12 protein-coding genes are annotated in these 17,743 nt (G+C 42.8%); 5 read left to right on the top strand and 7 right to left on the bottom strand.

Annotated features, from left to right (window positions below; genetic code table 11):
• Positions 1–163 precede the first annotated feature (163 nt).
• Complete coding sequence (gene speY, locus IQ259_RS06930; RefSeq protein ID WP_193882932.1) at positions 164–1,339, bottom strand: deoxyhypusine synthase; 1,176 nt, start codon at positions 1,337–1,339, stop codon at positions 164–166.
• Between the two features lie 530 nt (positions 1,340–1,869).
• Here speY and cobO point away from each other — a divergent pair.
• Entirely contained in the window at positions 1,870–2,565 is a 696-nt protein-coding gene (gene cobO, locus IQ259_RS06925; protein ID WP_193882930.1) for a cob(I)yrinic acid a,c-diamide adenosyltransferase, read from the top strand.
• A 198-nt stretch (positions 2,566–2,763) separates the two neighbouring features.
• Here the strand turns inward: cobO and IQ259_RS06920 are convergent, their stop codons facing one another.
• The 5 genes from IQ259_RS06920 to IQ259_RS06900 form a co-directional block, all read right to left on the bottom strand.
• Positions 2,764–3,489: a hypothetical protein gene (locus tag IQ259_RS06920; RefSeq protein WP_193882928.1), complete on the bottom strand. Its 726-nt coding sequence runs from the start codon at positions 3,487–3,489 to the stop codon at positions 2,764–2,766.
• Positions 3,490–4,004: 515 nt separating this feature from the next.
• The gene (locus tag IQ259_RS06915; RefSeq protein ID WP_193882926.1) at positions 4,005–4,988 is read right to left on the bottom strand and encodes an RNA polymerase sigma factor, RpoD/SigA family; all 984 of its coding nucleotides are present in this window, start codon (positions 4,986–4,988) and stop codon (positions 4,005–4,007) included.
• 659 nt (positions 4,989–5,647) lie between these two features.
• On the bottom strand, positions 5,648–7,387 hold the full coding sequence (locus IQ259_RS06910; protein WP_193882924.1) for an ATP-binding protein: 1,740 nt from the start codon (positions 7,385–7,387) through the stop codon (positions 5,648–5,650).
• Positions 7,388–7,453: 66 nt separating this feature from the next.
• Positions 7,454–8,245 (bottom strand): glutathione S-transferase family protein, encoded by a 792-nt coding sequence (locus IQ259_RS06905; protein WP_193882922.1) that lies wholly within the window; start codon positions 8,243–8,245, stop codon positions 7,454–7,456.
• A 374-nt stretch (positions 8,246–8,619) separates the two neighbouring features.
• Positions 8,620–8,814, bottom strand: coding sequence for a type II toxin-antitoxin system Phd/YefM family antitoxin (locus tag IQ259_RS06900; RefSeq protein WP_193882920.1), 195 nt, complete (start codon positions 8,812–8,814; stop codon positions 8,620–8,622).
• Between the two features lie 219 nt (positions 8,815–9,033).
• Here IQ259_RS06900 and IQ259_RS06895 point away from each other — a divergent pair, with 219 nt between their 5' ends.
• On the top strand, positions 9,034–9,873 hold the full coding sequence (locus IQ259_RS06895) for a fasciclin domain-containing protein (RefSeq protein WP_193882918.1): 840 nt from the start codon (positions 9,034–9,036) through the stop codon (positions 9,871–9,873).
• 361 nt (positions 9,874–10,234) lie between these two features.
• Positions 10,235–11,137 (top strand): glutaminase A, encoded by a 903-nt coding sequence (gene glsA / locus IQ259_RS06890; protein ID WP_193882916.1) that lies wholly within the window; start codon positions 10,235–10,237, stop codon positions 11,135–11,137.
• Between the two features lie 12 nt (positions 11,138–11,149).
• Here glsA and IQ259_RS06885 read toward each other — a convergent pair whose 3' ends face one another.
• Positions 11,150–12,550 carry a hypothetical protein gene (locus IQ259_RS06885; RefSeq protein WP_193882914.1) on the bottom strand — a complete coding sequence of 467 codons (1,401 nt, stop codon included), beginning with the start codon at positions 12,548–12,550 and terminating at the stop codon, positions 11,150–11,152.
• 516 nt (positions 12,551–13,066) lie between these two features.
• Between IQ259_RS06885 and psaA the strand changes: the two genes are divergently transcribed.
• Both psaA and psaB read left to right on the top strand, forming a co-directional pair.
• On the top strand, positions 13,067–15,325 hold the full coding sequence (gene psaA, locus IQ259_RS06880; protein WP_193882912.1) for a photosystem I core protein PsaA: 2,259 nt from the start codon (positions 13,067–13,069) through the stop codon (positions 15,323–15,325).
• 136 nt (positions 15,326–15,461) lie between these two features.
• Positions 15,462–17,693 (top strand): photosystem I core protein PsaB, encoded by a 2,232-nt coding sequence (psaB, locus tag IQ259_RS06875; protein ID WP_193882910.1) that lies wholly within the window; start codon positions 15,462–15,464, stop codon positions 17,691–17,693.
• Positions 17,694–17,743 lie beyond the last annotated feature (50 nt).

Below are 17,743 nucleotides of genomic sequence, written 5' to 3'. Positions count from 1 at the left end.
GCTAATTTAAGAATTAGATTGCGCTTCAATCAAACACACTTGTTAGAAATTAACGAAGCTATAGTAATCACAGACAATCAGTTGGAATTTCTTTGAGATAAGTAGGGAGTAGTGAGTGATGCTAAAAATATCTTCTCTCCACTCCCTATTACCGACTTCCTATTTACGGAGTATTCGGAATCAATCTACCGCAAGGATAAGTCGCCACACCTTGAGCAGCTTCCTCAGCAACAGCAGCAGGTACTTGATCCGATGGTTGCGTTTTAGCTGCTAGATAATCTTTTTGCAGTGTGGCTAACATTGCTTCTCGTTTGTCGTACAACCGCTTTAAAGGACGAGGCGAACATTGATTCATCACGTAGGCTGTGACTAACGGTAAAGCGATCGTGCTATCGGTATAACAAACAATTGTGCTGGGTAATTCTTCCGGGTCAATTTTACCCCAACTGACTGCTTCCGAGGGAGTCGCTCCAGACAAACCGCCAGTGTCAGGACGTGCATCAGTAAACTGGACAAAGAAATCATGTCCGCGTTCTTCTAATCCTAATACTTCATGAATTTGTGGTTGGGTTTGGAGTAAGAAGTTCTTGGGACTACCACCACCAAGAATTACAGCCGCACTCTTACCGCCACCTTCTCTTGCATTGTAGGCGATCGCAGCTGTCTCATTGACATCAATGGCTGGATCTAAAATTAATTGCGAACCTTCCAACGCCAAAGCTGCAACGTTCATCCCAATGGAACTATCCCCAGGAGAGGAGGTGTAAATCGGTACGCCATACTCATAGGCTGTCGCCAGCAAACAAGAATGCTGTACTCCCAATTGCTTTTCTACTTCCCGCACATACTTACCTAAAAGATAGTGAAATTCCGCTGTTCCCATCCGCTTTTGGAAAGGTTCTGCTTGCAAAATCTTGCGGATGAAAGCATCGGTTTCTAGCAATACATCATAGCCAAAGATAATGTCATAAATTCGGATAGTGCCTTCCTCACGTAGTTTCACATCATCCAAAAATGGATTACCCGCGAATAATTCAAAACCCAAGCCGTAGTGCATATCATGGTAAAGATTCGCGCCAGTGCTAATCATCCAGTCAATAAAACCGTTGCGAATTAAGGGTGCTAGTGCTGAAACCCCAAATCCTGCTGGTGTCATCGCACCAGAGAGACTAACTCCCACCGTCACGCCATCCTGAAGTACATCTTGACTTAGGAGTTGGCAGACTTCTCGCAAACGTGCTGAGTTGTAAGCTGTGAAGTAATTGTTAATTAAATCCACCACTCCAATATCGCTTGGTATGGGTGTAGGTGCGATTTTTTGACCTCGCTGTTTTGACATTTTTGCACTCCCGAACAGTAAACACGCCGAATCTTATGTTAACTATGTTTCAGTAAATTCTGGCATTGCTTTGCTCAAAACATACGAAAATCAATTGTTCCAGGGAGTTCGTCTGTTGACAAAACTTTTTAACTTCTGCGATCGCAATTTTACAAGCACGTTCCATCGGTAAACCATAAATACCTGATTTCTGTTTGCTTCATAATATTTAGTTTGACTGGATTTGTCTGCATTTTCTCAAATTTTCAGCCAATAAACATTAAAAAAAATATGCGAGATTTATCTTACACTTGTGAGCAGTCAAAAGAACTACAAAATTTTATTTCAAAAATGCTTTAATAAAGCTATTAACTTATTTACAATAGTCGTATAATTTCACTTCTATGACTTATTTATATAAAATATATTCTTAATCATTATTATTCAATAAATTAGAAGCTTACTGTCAGCTTGGATAAAATTTTCGCATCATTTTTTATAAGTAAAGTCTTGTAATTTTATTTCCTGTAGTAGTTTTTTATAAAATGTTGATGAGTAAAAATACACCAGAAGAACTAAAATCAGATCAAGAAATCGAACGCTTGATTGATGAAGTAATGTCCTCATCCCTGAACAATAACTCAAAACTGACTGATGAACAGTACCGCCAAAAGATGCAGCGGCGCAAAGAAATACAGGATCGGCGCATAGCACAAGCTGCACCAGAAAAAGGGTTAATTATTGTGAATACTGGTAACGGTAAAGGCAAAACTACGGCGGCGTTGGGAATGGTGTTGCGATCGCTTGGTCATGGCTATAGAGTGGCGATCGTCCAATTTATCAAAGGCGCGTGGGAACCTTCAGAAAAACTGGTGTTTAGTCATTGGGAAGACCAAATAGAATTTCACGCGATGGGTGAAGGCTTTACCTGGGAAACCCAAGACCGCGATCGCGACCTCGAAAAAGCTCATGCTGCTTGGGAAAAATCTTTAGAATACATCCGCAACCCTGATTTTCAATTGGTGCTTTTGGATGAAATTAATATCGCCTTAAAAATGGCTTATTTACAAATAGAAGAAGTTTTAGCAGGGTTGGCAGAGAAACCATCCAATAAACACGTAGTTCTTACAGGTAGAGGCGCACCACCAGCTTTAATTGAGCAGGCAGACTTAGTAACAGAAATGACTCTGATCAAACATCCTTTCCGCGACCAAGGCGTTAAAGCTCAACCAGGAATTGAATATTAGATAAGTAGGTCGGTGTTAAAAATTGTCGTTATGACAAGGCAGGAGGCAGAGGGCAGAAGGGAAGAGGTTTTTAAGCTACTTTACTTTCCGTTACATAGTTCGGTTTATTTGCACCTTTCTACTTAAGCCTAAAGTGTGAAGTATGAAATGGTCAAATAATTTGCTGTACTAAACATTTCATACTTCATAATTCCTGCTTCATAATTCATTTGCTTGACACATCCGCAAAATGCGGCGATCGTTAGCGCTGATAGATTGAATGGAATGATAGTCTTGCAATGCTACAGAGTAAGCATAACTATTGAATTCATCATCAGAAATAGATGGGATTGTACTTGTTGTAGCTACATCTGATGCAGCAACTTCATCTGGTGAAGCGTTCACGGTCATGGCTAACTCACCAGATTTATCAATTGTGCCTTGAAAGCAACTAAATTCAGACCGGGGCATATACATCGCACCAGTCACTTTACCTTGTCGCTTCTGGAATACGATATAGCCTTGACCAATCTGGTTTGCTATTGATGATTGTCCATAGAGATAAACTCCATCTTTTGTAGGCAGATTTCTCATAGGCATCACTCCGGCCTCTTTGCCAGCTTTTTGATAGCCTGTAGCTGATAAATTTGCAAATTCAGCTTCTATATTTTCATTTTCACTATCAAAAGCAATGCTTTGTTGTTGGCTTCTCTGTTCACGAATTTCTCTTAGCCGTGATAACAGAGAATTGTCGGAACTATGCTGCTGGCGACTCGTCGATCCTGAAAAGTTACCATTCAAAGCTGCGGAAGTTGTTACTGTTTGTAATTGTTTACTTAGTACAGGTTTAGTCTGCTCACTTACAACACCAACGGTCAAAACTAAGCCAACGAGAGGAATTATCAGCTGATGAGAGGAAAAGAATTTAGAAATATTGTTAAGCACCCGACCACTCCTGTTAAGAAAGTAACTGTCTCCTGTGCGACTCACTTAAACCATAACCAACTGTGTATCTTTTAAGGTTCCCTCGGTGGTTTGATTTAAATGTTTCCGAATAAAAATTCGTCAAAAAAAGAGACTTCCTAGAATATTTGACGATAATCTCAAACTATCATTAATTAGAGAATTTCCTCATCACCCGATAGAATCATCCGATCGGGTGATGTAAGTGTGAAATACATCATTTTTTCAAGTTTTGATGGCAATGTCATTTACAAATATTGATATTTTAGCTCTGAGTTGAATTCATTTTTGTTATCAGAAGCTACAACAGCCAAGCTCTTAATTCCGAATTTGTTTAGATATTTTTTTAGGGAGGCGGCTAAGGGACTTGTGTGAAAATAAAGTAACGGTAAACCGGGTTTAGACACTATTAACCCGCAGATCACTGACCACCCGACAAATTATCAGACAAAAAAATCGCCCCCTGAGTTCAGGAGGCGCATCACCGTTATAGATTATCAACTAGCAATGTATTCTTTGACGTTGGCGCGGCGGCGGCGCAGGTGAGCTAAAGCCTGGTGTTCTAGTTGACGAACACGTTCGCGACTGAGATTTAATCGCTCACCAACTTTCGCCAAGGACAATTCATTACCATCTTCTAAACCAAAGCGCAAGGCCAAGACTTCTCGCTGTTGGGGTGTAAGTTCAGCCAGCAAGGTGTTGAGGTCTTGGCGCAAGAATTCTTGGGTGGTGTAATATTCTGGGGATGGCCCATCATCTTCCAACATTTCTTGCAACTCGGTGTCTTGGTTATCGCCGACGCGTACATCTAAAGATACTGGTTGGCGTGCCATATTCAGGTATTCCCGAATCTGCACTGGCTCTAGTTCCAATTCTTTGGCGATTTCCGCAGGTGTAGGCGATCGCCCTAATGTTTGAGCTAGTTCGCGCTGCACTTTTTTGATTTTGTTCAGTTTCTCGGTGATGTGAATTGGTAAGCGAATGGTGCGCCCTTGTTGAGCGATCGCACGGGTAATTGCTTGGCGAATCCACCAATAGGCGTAGGTTGAGAATTTATAACCCCGCATCGGATCAAATTTCTCTACTCCTCGCTCTAATCCTAGTGTTCCTTCCTGGATTAAATCGAGAAATTCCATGTTGCGCTTCTGGTACTTTTTGGCGATCGCTACGACTAAGCGCAAATTCGCTTCAATCATTTTTTGCTTCGCCCGTTTACCTTGCGCTACCGTCTGTTTCACATCGGTTTCCGATTGTTTGACGTGGTTAGCCCACTCTGGCATACTCGGTTCGCGGTGCAGGTTTTTCGCCAAAACTTCTTTGGCTTCGATTAGCGTCATCATTTGTTGCACCTGCTTCCCATAGACAATTTCTTGTTCACGGGTTAGCAGTGGCACACGTCCAATTTCTCGCAGATAGGTTCGCACCATATCAGCCGTGAATTTGGTGTTGAGGTTTTCGGTTTGGGTGTTAACAGTAGGCATTGGTGCGTTGTCCTCTACTCCGTAAACACAGTGAATCTTTAATAACTAAGAGAACTTAGGAAAGGCTATCTATCAAACACTGAACGTCAGAGGCTCATGGGGCTTGGGTGCTAAGAAGTTCGTTTCCCCTGCTCTCCAGCTTCCTCCCTCTTCGTTCTGGCGTAAACAGTTCATGACGGCTATTTAAAATAATCAGTTCATATACTTTAGTTTCCAGAAGACGAGTCCCTAAGATAGGTTCCCTCCTACCCTTCCTAATTCTTTGAGTCTGTCAAAAACACACTGGCTTGTTTTCAAAAATTCTTCTCTATCTTCAGTTGCGATCGGCAACTGGTAAATCCGAAGTCGGTATGAGTTTTACTTTCTTTTATATTAGAACAAATTAGGTGGATAGTAAAGTGGCCTAGAAAAATTTAAAATTATAGTACAAAACGGTTTATTTACCAAAAAAAGATAACTTCCTTAGAGCGCTTACTATATCTATATTGACGGCAAAACCCCCTCTTCTGTTGCCTATCGGTAGGGAGAAAACCGAACCCTCTGGGCATAATTTCTGGAGGGATGTTACGAATAAAGTCTGAAGTGTGTAGACGCGCAGCGGCTTGCCGCAGGCTAGTATGAAGTCTGAAAGATGAGACGCTTTGCGTCTTTCATACTTATTAAAATCCTAAGTCGGCTTTGGCTAAGTCCGCAGCAGCAAATACTTCTTCGTTTGGCTTTTCTTCCCAAGCTGTATCACCAATTTCAGCGTAGAATGTTGCATCATAAGGACGAGTCCGAACGACTACTGGCATAGGAACAGCATGACCTAAAATCAAGGCTTGTTGTTTAGAATCTAACTTAGACAGTACCGATCGCAGCCCACCTGCACCAGATACACCTGTAAAAATTGCATCAATGTCTTTTTCGTCGTTAAGTAAAGCGGTGATCCGAGTACCAATCTGGGACATAACTTCATTATCTATACCCGATGGGCGTTGATCAACTACTAACAACGTTACGAAATATTTCCTAAGTTCCCTGGCGATCGTCCCAAAGATGGTACTTTGGACAATGGCTGGATCAAGAAAACGATGCGCCTCTTCAATAGTAATCATTAATGGTGTGGGGCGATCGTTGGGGTTTTTGCTCTGCAAGAACTTATCGGCTTTTCTGACATAATGCTCGTGAATCCGTCTGGTGATCATATTTGTCACCAACATATAAGAGAGCATATTCGACTGGGAACCAAATTCTACCACTACATTCTTCCCAGCTTCCAAAGATTGTAAGATTTTATTAATGTAGTTTTGGGGGCAAACCGCCCGCATGTACTTCAAACCGTCTAGGCGTAAGAGTTTGCGTTGCAAGGCCATAATCGAGCCTTTGTGTCCCCGCTTCTCTTCACAGAACATCTCGATTTCTTCATTCGTCATGTTCAGCAGTTGGACAATCCAAGCTTTGTTGAATTCGCTGTAGAGAATGTTGGCGTTATCTAACGCTGCTTCCGAAAGTCCTAAATCGCGGCTACATAACTTAATATCTTCAACTTCGATTTGTTCGTAACTCAAATAGAGTTCGTGGGAATCGCGCACACCCCGGCGCTTAGTTGATTCGGGATCGAGGGTGTAAACTTCGACTTTACCAGGGAATAATTGCTTTAAGCCTTTGACGGTGTTGACATTTTTTCCTTCGGCTACAGCTTCCCAGCCGTATTCTGAGTGCATGTCAAAAATTAAGTTCACCGCCGCATTTTTGCGAATGACACCAGCCAAAAGTAAGCGGGTGAGAAAGGATTTACCTGTTCCAGATTTACCAAAAACGCCATTGCTGCGTTCAACAAACCGATTTAAATCGATGCACACTGGTACATCCATATCTAATGGTTTACCGATCGCAAAATTCTTTCTATGTATATCATCTTCCCAACCGAACACGCGGCGAAAATCTTCTTCACTCGCATCGAAAACTTGACTAAAGTGACTGGGAATAGTTTTTACTGGTAGCAATTCCATCGTAGTACTAGTTTGGGGTTGCAATGATGCCAAACTCGTATTGGATGGGACGAAGGGGTTTACAGATTTACCGTTAGTTGATGAGAAAGATTCATTAGATTCGGGGGTAAACATCAACATCGGTGCTAAGGCGATCGTACCGTATGTACCACTTCCAGCTAAAACATCTCGTAAAAAAGTGTCTTCCCAACTCGGCGGATTAGCAATAATTCTGGCGTTAGCAGTTCCAAGGGATACATCTGTCAGCATACAGAAAAACCGCGATCGCATCCCTTGGACAACTAAAAACTTACCCACCCGCATATCTTCTACAGAAATATCCGGGTGTAGTCTTACTTCTAATCCCCCAGTTAGTGAGCCTTGGATTACCGAACCTAATGGGTTTACTAGTTTGTCATTTGTCATTTGTTAATAGTCAGAAGGCAGAACGATGAAATTTCACACTTCATACTTCATACTTCATACTTCACACTAATCTATCTGAATTGAAGTTGGTGCTGTACCGACTGGAGATGCGCCGATTAGTGGTTTGCGAAATTGAGCATAGAGGCGATCGCGCCATTCAAAGAATAGTTGATAATCAGGGTTATCTGCTAGAGAAGGCACTCCTTTACCTCTGATACCTGCGGGTAAATCTAGATAGGGTTCTAAGGGGAACTTTAACAATATGGATAAACCTGCCACGGCTAAGTCTGCTAAAGTCGGTTCATCCCCTGTGAGATAGGGACTATCTGCCAATAATAAAGTTAGTGCTTCTAGGTCTTGCTTTAAATCAGCGATCGCTGATTTAATTACGTCTGGACTATAGCCTACACCTAGCCCTAATACTGTCAAAATATCACCAGGTACTCCTTCTACTAAATTGCGGAAGATGTCTGGTGTTGATGTGGGTAATAAGGATTTACGAAAGTTTTGATCCTGACTGATAGCAGCAAACAGAGCTTTTCTACCTTTAATACCGATTGATTCATCTGCCCATTCTTCGATTAATAAAGTTAGACCTTTTTGTTTTGGATCTTGTGGTATTAGTGGCCGCTCAGGATATTTTAAGTCTAAATACTTAGCTATTTCTGTGGAATCTGCAATATATTTATGACCATCCTTTAATACTGGCACTTGTTTTTGACCAGTGAGGCGAAATAGTTCTATTTGTCCTATACCAGGAGTGACTTCAATTTTGCGGTACTCCAAACCTTTATAATCTAAGATCAGCCTGACTTTTTCTGAGTATTGAGACAGTTCCCATTGGTATAATTCCAGCATATTCTATACCTGATTACTGAGTTAGAAAATAACTATCTAATTTTATCTTCACTTTCACAAAATTTTACAAATCAAAATAAAATTTATTTTGGAAATATTGCTCTAAGTAGCGATTGTTGATCAAATTAGATATTTATCAAATTAGCTAAAGACTAAGTACTACAACACCAATCAGATTGAGAAACAAGCGAATTACCAAATAGTTTTAGCATGAGGATAGTTAATTATTCTGGCATCACAAGTTACCAAAATAACTTCATCCCGCCTGGCGATCGCAACTAAAATTCTATCAAATGGATCTTTATGAAAACTATCTGGTTACTGAGTACGGGCAACACAATCTAAAAAAGATAAAAACTTTTTTCTAATACTTACTAAACTTCCGGTATGGGTTCGCCAAAATCTTGAGCAAAAATAATCTGCATTCCTTGTAATGGATAATTATGTGCTGATAAAGATATGCTTTCACAAGGTACAGTAAGTGCAATCAGCTTACCATTGGGAGTGATAATAATTGCGCTGTGAGTCTTTGTTACTTCATCAAGTAGCATTGCGAGGGTAATATCCATTTCTGGAATTTAAAGCTGTTTTATTCTAAATTTTCCCAGAGCATTTTTATACTCTTATTTTAAGGGATTCTGCTATTTCTATATTCATTTACTAATAATTTATCCCCACACAAAAGTGAAATTTATCTTAAAAATATTACTTCCGTAGTTGGCTTTTAGGTGTTGTGAAATGTTATAAGTCTTTATGTAAACTATGCCAAACCAAAACAAACAAAATTTATGAAGGGAAATTATAGCAAGTTATTGACTAACTTGGCAGGTATGGCGGGAGTAGTAGGGATGAGTCTCTTTGTTACTTTACCATCACAAGCCAAAGAAGTCCTAAATCCTAACCCTAGTATTTTCCGCGAAGCTTACTACAACAGGAGTCAAAGAGTTCTCGCAAATGCTAGTTACACATCTGTAGAAGACCGTGCGCCTTTGGCGATCGCCACAAATAAAAACAACGTTTCCAACAAAAATTTAGTAGCTCAAAAACCCAGAAACAGAGGGTTAAACCCCAGTCCAAGCATTTTTAACGAGCCTCCTTACAACCGTGGTAGTCAGGCTACGCCTAGTGAAACTGTACCTACCCCCGTCACTCCACCAGCCGAAACACCAAGCAAACCGACAACAGAAGTACCAACCACAGGAACAAGCAATCAAAAGCAGAACGTTGTAACGCTGGCAGAATCAAATAGTTCTTTTAAAATACTTACCCAAGCTTTGAAAGCTGCCGGGTTGACAGAAACTTTAAAAGGTGCAGGGCCTTTCACCATTTTTGCACCCACTGATGCGGCTTTTGCAAAACTGCCCCAAGATGCCTTAAAAGACTTGTTGAAGCCAGAGAATAAAGAAGTATTGGTGAAAATATTGACTTACCATGTAGTATCCGGCAAAGTATTGTCCTCAGATTTAAAATCTGGTCAAGTAACCAGTTTGCAAGGAGATCCGATTATGGTGAAAGTTGGTGGCAGTGGCGTAGTAATCAACGATGGCAAAGTAATTCAGGCAGATATTCAAGGCAGTAATGGTGTAATTCATGCGATCGACAACGTGATTTTACCACCTAGCTTGTAGTCTGGGTGAGGGAGTTGACACTCCCCCGTTTATAAAACCTATCCATTACCCAAATCTTTCTTAACAAATAAGCAAGAGACTTAACATCAGAGTGAAAAGCTTGATAAGTATAGTGTTTAGAAGAGAGAATGGGTAATGGCATCATGGAGAAGTGGGCAGCCCAAGCAGTTTTACAGTTCTGTAAGCCTTATTTGGTGAGCTTTCTGTAAGTAAGTGTTGGGTTTTAAACCACTTACTCCTCACGGGAATGAAAACAGCAAATGAATGATGAGTGCAGTGTTCTTGAGCAGAGTTGATGAAAGTGCGATCATTAGTCAGGTATTTTTTACCTTGCTAAAAAAACCTCTGAGTGGCATTACTGTTGAAATTACTTACAAGATTAACCAATACTGAATTATTAGATTACATACAGCAAGCCACACTTCAGGTTGACCAAGGAAAAGTGTGCGATCGCATTCCGCAATTAGCTTTAGCTAACCCCAGTTGTTTTGCTGTTCATATCTGCTGTGTATCTGGACAAACTTACAGTTTAGGAGATACAGCTTGTGTATTTCCCTTAATGAGTGTGATCAAATCATTTTCGTTTCTGTATCTGCTGGAAAATTTAGGAATAGATACAGTTTTGCAATGGATTGGGGTTGAACCGTCAGATGCTGCTTTCAATTCTTTAGATCAATTGATTGCTGATGGTGGACATCCTCGTAATCCCATGATTAATAGTGGTGCAATTACCCTAGCTGATAAATTACCTGGAAAGACGGCTGGCGATCGCACTCACAACTTATGTCAATGGTTAAACCAGCTAACAGGTTCCCAACTATTTCTTGATGAAACTATCCTGGCTTCAGTACGCGCATCTCGTTCACCAGCTAACCAAGCGATCGCAAATTATCTAGCGCAAAAAAATCGGCTCGAAAATTTAGAAATAGCCCTTGACACTTACGAGCAAATGTGCTGTTTGTCGGGGACAGTTGAAGATTTAGCTTTGTTAGGAAAAGTCTTAGCTTATGGTGATACTTTACAGCATCGTCGGATAGTTAATGCTGTGATGTCGATGTGTGGACTTTACCAAGCCTCGGCTAAGTTCGCTGTCAAGATTGGTCTACCAATGAAATCAGGTATTGCTGGTGGACTTTTAGCCATAGTACCAAACGCAGGTGCGATCGCTTGCTACAGTCCGGCATTGGATACAGTGGGAAATCCCGTAGCTGCGATCGCTTTTGTCGAAACACTAGCGCAAAAATTAGACTTGAGCATCTTTTAACCCAACAAGCGGTTACATTTGTTGTTTAGGTAATTTAGTCTCTTGAGGTGTTGGTGTAACTTCTGGCTGTGGTTCCGTTACAGGTAAAGATGTTGGACGCGGAGGACGTTGAAAATATTTACCAAGCCTTGATTTTAATGGTTGGGGTTTTTGTTTTTCGGGGACTTCTTCAGCTTGAGGTGTAGGTGTCACCTGTGGCTGAGGTTCCGATGTAGGAGATTCAATAACTTTGGGTTCTGGTGACTCAGTGGCTTGAGGTGTAGGTGTCACCTGTGGCTGAGGTTCCGATGTAGGAGATTCAATAACTTTGGGTTCTGGTGACTCAGTGGCTTGAGGTGTTGGTGTCACCTGTGACTGTGGTAACTCAGTCGGTTGTGGTTGAATTACCTCTGGAACTTCTGGTTCTGGAATTGGTTGTTCTTCTTGTGGCTGTGGTTTAGGAACTGGTGGCTTGGCGGTATAACTTTGATCGACAATGCTGCGTACTTCATCCGCCTTAAGTTCACCTCTGATAATTCTGGAAAGTGTATCTTTACCCTTCGGTTGATAGCTAACTAATCTGACAGTAGTGTTGAAGGCATTTTTAACGGCGTTACCTTGGTTATCCAAGAATTCTAGTTTGACCCAGTTATTTCCTGGGATGAAGCCTTTGAGGTAAACTGCTTGCCAGCGATCGAAAACAAAGCTTTCACCATTAATTGTGCAACGGATACGCCAATCACTGAAAGGGTCATTGGCATTATCTTTAGCACCTAGACGTAATGGCGCATTAGTTAAGTAAAAATCCAGTAAAATTGGTTCAGCGCCATAACTACCTTGTGGACGGCTGTAAGTTAGCAGAGGCAAGCTAGAATCAGGGCTGTAATCATCAGTTTTAGTAAAAACGTGAAATGTTGTCTGAGCATAAGCGCCTTCATTCTTAAAGCTTTCATGCCAAGGACGAGAAGCAAACACCCGTAAAGTGTGTGTACCTGGAGATAAATCAGACAAAACCAAGGGTTGATTTAAATCATACACGGGTATGTAAGGCTGATTGTCTAAAATTACATGGAGATGAGGGCCTAATTCAAATTTTGGATCTTTAAATATGGGTAAATCTTTTACTTGAAGGCGAACTGTAACTATAGTGTTTTGCAGGATTTCATTGGCTTGAGGCGTGACTATAGTCACCTGAGGGCGGTAAACTTCTAAGGTTGAACGCAGTTCTTGAATTACCTCTGGTGGAGCAACTTCAGTAAATTGCTGAGAAATCGGTTGATATTTTTCGGTATAGCTAACAGGTACATCTTGACTGACAGCTTTCTCCGCACAACTGCTTAAATTCAAGACTAAAACTAGTATTATTAACCACTTTAAAATCATAAAACTCCTGAGGAGGATTCGTTTTAAAGCCTTCACATACCACCAATTCATGCCTTACACCCGGTTATGGTCTGCAAAAACTGCAAGATTATTTTGACTTAATCTCTCCATCGGACACCATAGCCTAAAAGATGAAATTTTACTCAGTTACGATGTATTTTTTAAGTTGCTAGGAGGTAGTAATATTTTTTACAATTTTCGTTAACAGGAGTCTTAGTCTCTTAGCAAAAACTACGTATGACTAAAGGTAAGAATATTAATTGGTAAGCATTATACCTATTAATCATAAATTTAACGAATTGTTATTCTTTGTAAATTAAATGAATAAAGTATTGACTTTTTGACCAGGAGTTTAAAGTTAAAAGTCAGATCAGACAAATAATCTGGCGATTTTGAATTATTGTTAAATTCTCTCCAACAATGTACAAGTGAAGACTCTATAATTCAACAGAAACAAACTTCCACATAGCGTCTTCATCGCTGCTCCGGTTACTCTACTAGAGGAAGCGACTCAAGACAAATTTGTGATTTCATGATTCCTCAATCCTTATCACGAGAGGAGGTCGAATGACGATTAGTCCTCCGGAGCGAGAGGAAAAGAAAGCAAGAGTGATAGTCGATAATGACCCGGTACCTACCTCATTTGAAAAATGGGCGCAACCAGGACACTTCGACAGATCTCTAGCCAGAGGCCCAAAAACCACCACCTGGATTTGGAACCTCCACGCCCTCGCCCACGATTTTGATACACATACAAGCGATTTAGAAGACATCTCTCGCAAAATATTTGCGGCTCACTTCGGTCATCTGGCTGTAGTGACAATCTGGTTAAGCGGGATGATATTCCACGGCGCGAAGTTTTCTAACTACGAAGCCTGGTTAAGCGACCCGTTGGGTGTAAGACCCAGCGCTCAAGTCGTTTGGCCGATTGTGGGGCAAGACATTTTGAATGGTGATGTCGGTGGTGGATTCCACGGCATTCAAATCACCTCTGGCTTGTTCCAAGTATGGCGTGGCTGGGGTATCACCAACTCCTTCCAGCTTTACTGCACTGCCATTGGCGGCTTAGTACTAGCAGGCTTGTTCCTGTTCGCTGGTTGGTTCCACTACCACAAGCGCGCTCCCAAACTGGAATGGTTCCAGAATGTGGAATCCATGATGAATCACCACTTGGCAGTATTGCTGGGTTGTGGTTCCTTGGGATGGGCTGGTCACTTGATTCACGTCTCCGCGCCAATCAACAAGCTAATGGATGCAGGGGTTGCTGTTAAAGATATCCCCTTGCCCCATGAGTTCATCTTGAACAAAGACCTGTTGATTGACTTATTCCCTGGTTTTGCCAGTGGTTTAACACCTTTCTTCACCTTGAATTGGGGTCAGTACGCTGACTTCTTAACCTTCAAGGGCGGTTTAAACCCAGTCACCGGTGGGTTGTGGATGACTGATATTGCTCATCACCACTTAGCGATCGCAGTATTATTCATTATTGCTGGTCACCAATACCGCACCAACTGGGGCATTGGTCACAGCATGAAAGAAATTCTAGAGAACCACAAAGGCCCCTTCACAGGAGAAGGTCATAAAGGTCTCTACGAAAACATGACCACATCCTGGCACGCTCAATTAGCAACTAACCTTGCTTTCTTGGGTTCACTGACCATCATCATCGCGCACCACATGTACGCGATGCCCCCCTATCCTTATTTGGCAACTGATTACGCCACACAGTTGTGTATCTTCACACACCATATTTGGATCGGTGGATTCTTGATTGTTGGTGGTGCTGCTCACGCTGCCATCTTTATGGTGCGAGATTACGATCCTGTTGTTAACCAAAACAACGTTCTGGATCGAGTGATTCGTCACCGGGATGCAATTATCTCTCACCTGAACTGGGTTTGTATTTTCCTCGGCTTCCATAGCTTTGGTCTCTACATCCACAACGACACCATGCGTGCCTTGGGCCGTCCCCAAGACATGTTCTCCGACACAGCAATTCAGCTGCAACCAGTATTTGCTCAGTGGGTGCAGAACCTGCATACCCTAGCACCTGGTGGTACAGCGCCTAACGCATTAGAGCCAGTTAGCTATGCCTTTGGTGGTGGTGTGTTAGCAGTAGGTGGCAAAGTCGCAATGATGCCCATTGCTTTGGGTACAGCGGACTTCCTGATTCACCACATACATGCCTTTACCATTCACGTTACAGTTCTAATTCTGCTGAAGGGCGTACTGTTCGCTCGCAGCTCTCGCCTGATCCCTGATAAGGCAAACTTAGGCTTCCGCTTCCCTTGCGACGGGCCAGGCCGTGGCGGTACTTGCCAAGTTTCCGGTTGGGATCATGTGTTCCTCGGATTGTTCTGGATGTATAACTCCTTGTCAATTGTGATTTTCCACTTCAGTTGGAAGATGCAATCTGATGTTTGGGGAACAGTAGACGCAGCAGGTAATGTGTCTCATATTACTGGTGGTAACTTTGCCCAAAGTGCCATCACGATCAACGGCTGGTTGCGTGACTTCTTGTGGGCGCAAGCTTCACAAGTAATCAACTCCTACGGAAGTGCGCTGTCTGCTTATGGACTCATGTTCTTAGGCGCTCACTTTGTTTGGGCATTCAGCTTAATGTTCCTGTTCAGTGGTCGCGGCTACTGGCAAGAACTAATTGAGTCCATCGTTTGGGCTCATAATAAACTGAAGGTAGCACCAGCAATCCAACCACGCGCTTTGAGCATCACTCAAGGTCGGGCAGTTGGTGTCGCTCACTACCTCTTAGGAGGAATTGCTACCACCTGGGCATTCTTCCACGCACACATTCTTTCAGTAGGATAGCAATCAGTTGTTTAGAGTGCTGAGTGCTGAGTGCTGAGTGCTGAGTGATTTAGAAAAACTCAAATTTTAGTACTCAAAACTCAGAACTCTACAAGGCTGATATTGATGGCTAAGGGTCAAAGGAAATATTAAAGCTATGGCAACAAAATTTCCAAAATTTAGCCAGGATCTCGCACAGGATCCGACCACGCGTCGGATATGGTATGCGATCGCTACAGGAAACGACTTTGAAAGCCATGACGGCATGACTGAAGAAAATCTTTACCAAAAGATTTTCGCTACTCACTTCGGTCACTTGGCAATCATCTTCCTGTGGGCATCCAGCCTCCTGTTCCATGTAGCCTGGCAAGGTAACTTTGAACAGTGGATTAAAGATCCTCTGCATGTCCGTCCCATCGCTCATGCGATTTGGGATCCCCACTTCGGTAAACCAGCTATTGAAGCTTTTACTCAAGCTGGTGCTAGTAATCCTGTCAACATTGCCTACTCTGGTGTTTACCACTGGTGGTACACCATCGGTATGCGGACAAACAGCGAACTTTATACAGGTTCAGTTTTTCTGCTACTGTTGGCAGCATTGTTCTTGTTTGCTGGTTGGTTGCACTTACAACCCAAGTTCCGTCCTAGCCTCTCTTGGTTCAAGAGTGCTGAACCCCGTTTGAACCACCACCTGGCTGGTTTGTTTGGTGTTAGCTCTTTGGCTTGGGCAGGTCACTTGATTCACGTTGCTATCCCCGAATCTCGCGGACAGCACGTAGGCTGGGATAACTTCCTCAGCACTGCGCCTCACCCAGCAGGTTTAACACCCTTCTTTACAGGTAACTGGGGTGTTTATGCTCAAAATCCTGACACAGCTGGTCATGTATTTAGTACTTCCACTGGTTCAGGTACAGCGATTCTGACCTTCTTGGGTGGTTTCCATCCCCAGACAGAATCCCTGTGGTTGACCGATATGGCTCACCACCATTTGGCGATCGCGGTATTGTTCATTGTTGCTGGTCACATGTACCGCACTAACTTCGGAATTGGTCACAGCATCAAAGAAATGCTGAACTCCAAATCCGGCTTAGTACCCGGTAGCAAGAGTGAAGGTCAGTTCAACCTGCCTCACCAAGGTCTATACGACACCATTAACAACTCACTGCACTTCCAGCTGTCTTTAGCTTTGGCAGCTTTGGGAACCGTTACCTCTTTGGTAGCGCAGCATATGTATTCTCTGCCTCCTTACGCATTTATTGCTAAGGATTACACCACACAGGCAGCGTTATACACCCACCACCAATATATTGCTGTCTTTCTATTGGTTGGTGCTTTTGCTCACGCAGCAATCTTCTGGGTGCGTGACTACGACCCAGAACAAAATAAAGGCAACGTACTCGACCGGATATTGCAGCACAAAGAAGCGATTATCTCTCACCTCAGCTGGGTATCTCTCTTCTTAGGCTTCCACACCTTGGGCTTGTACGTCCACAACGACGTAGTAGTTGCTTTCGGTACTCCTGAAAAGCAAATCTTGATTGAACCTGTATTCGCTCAGTTCGTTCAAGCTGCTCACGGTAAGGTACTTTACGGCTTAGACACTTTGCTGTCTAACCCCGATAGCGTTGCTTACACAGCCTACCCCAACTACGGCAACGTTTGGTTAGGTGGCTGGTTAGATGCCATAAACTCCGGCACTAACTCCCTGTTCTTAACAATTGGCCCTGGCGACTTCTTGGTACACCATGCGATCGCCTTAGGCCTGCACACCACCACCCTCATCCTAGTCAAAGGCGCTTTGGATGCTCGTGGTTCTAAGTTAATGCCCGACAAGAAAGACTTCGGCTACGCATTCCCTTGCGATGGCCCTGGTCGTGGCGGTACTTGCGACATCTCCGCTTGGGACGCTTTCTATCTGTCCCTGTTCTGGGCATTGAACACAGTAGGTTGGGTCACCTTCTACTGGCACTGGAAACACTTGGGTATTTGGCAAGGTAACGTTGCTCAGTTCAACGAAAACTCTACCTACCTGATGGGCTGGTTCCGTGATTACCTGTGGGCTAACTCCGCACAGTTGATCAACGGTTACAACCCCTACGGCATGAACAACCTGTCTGTTTGGGCTTGGATGTTCCTCTTCGGACACCTAGTTTGGGCTACTGGCTTCATGTTCCTCATCTCTTGGAGAGGATACTGGCAAGAGTTAATTGAAACCTTAGTTTGGGCGCACGAGCGTACTCCTCTAGCTAACCTAGTTCGCTGGAAAGATAAGCCCGTTGCTCTGTCCATCGTTCAAGCTCGTTTAGTTGGTCTAGCTCACTTCACCGTTGGCTATGTCCTCACCTACGCAGCCTTCTTGATTGCTTCTACTGCTGGTAAGTTCGGTTAATCTGGCTATTAGTGTTGTAGATAAGTAAAAAAATCCCCTGCCATAAGGTG

Origin of the sequence: Fortiea sp. LEGE XX443, assembly GCF_015206815.1 — a bacterium.
In the GTDB taxonomy this organism is placed as follows: Bacteria; Cyanobacteriota; Cyanobacteriia; order Cyanobacteriales; family Nostocaceae; genus Nostoc_B.
This window is presented reverse-complemented; position numbering and strand designations above follow the sequence as displayed.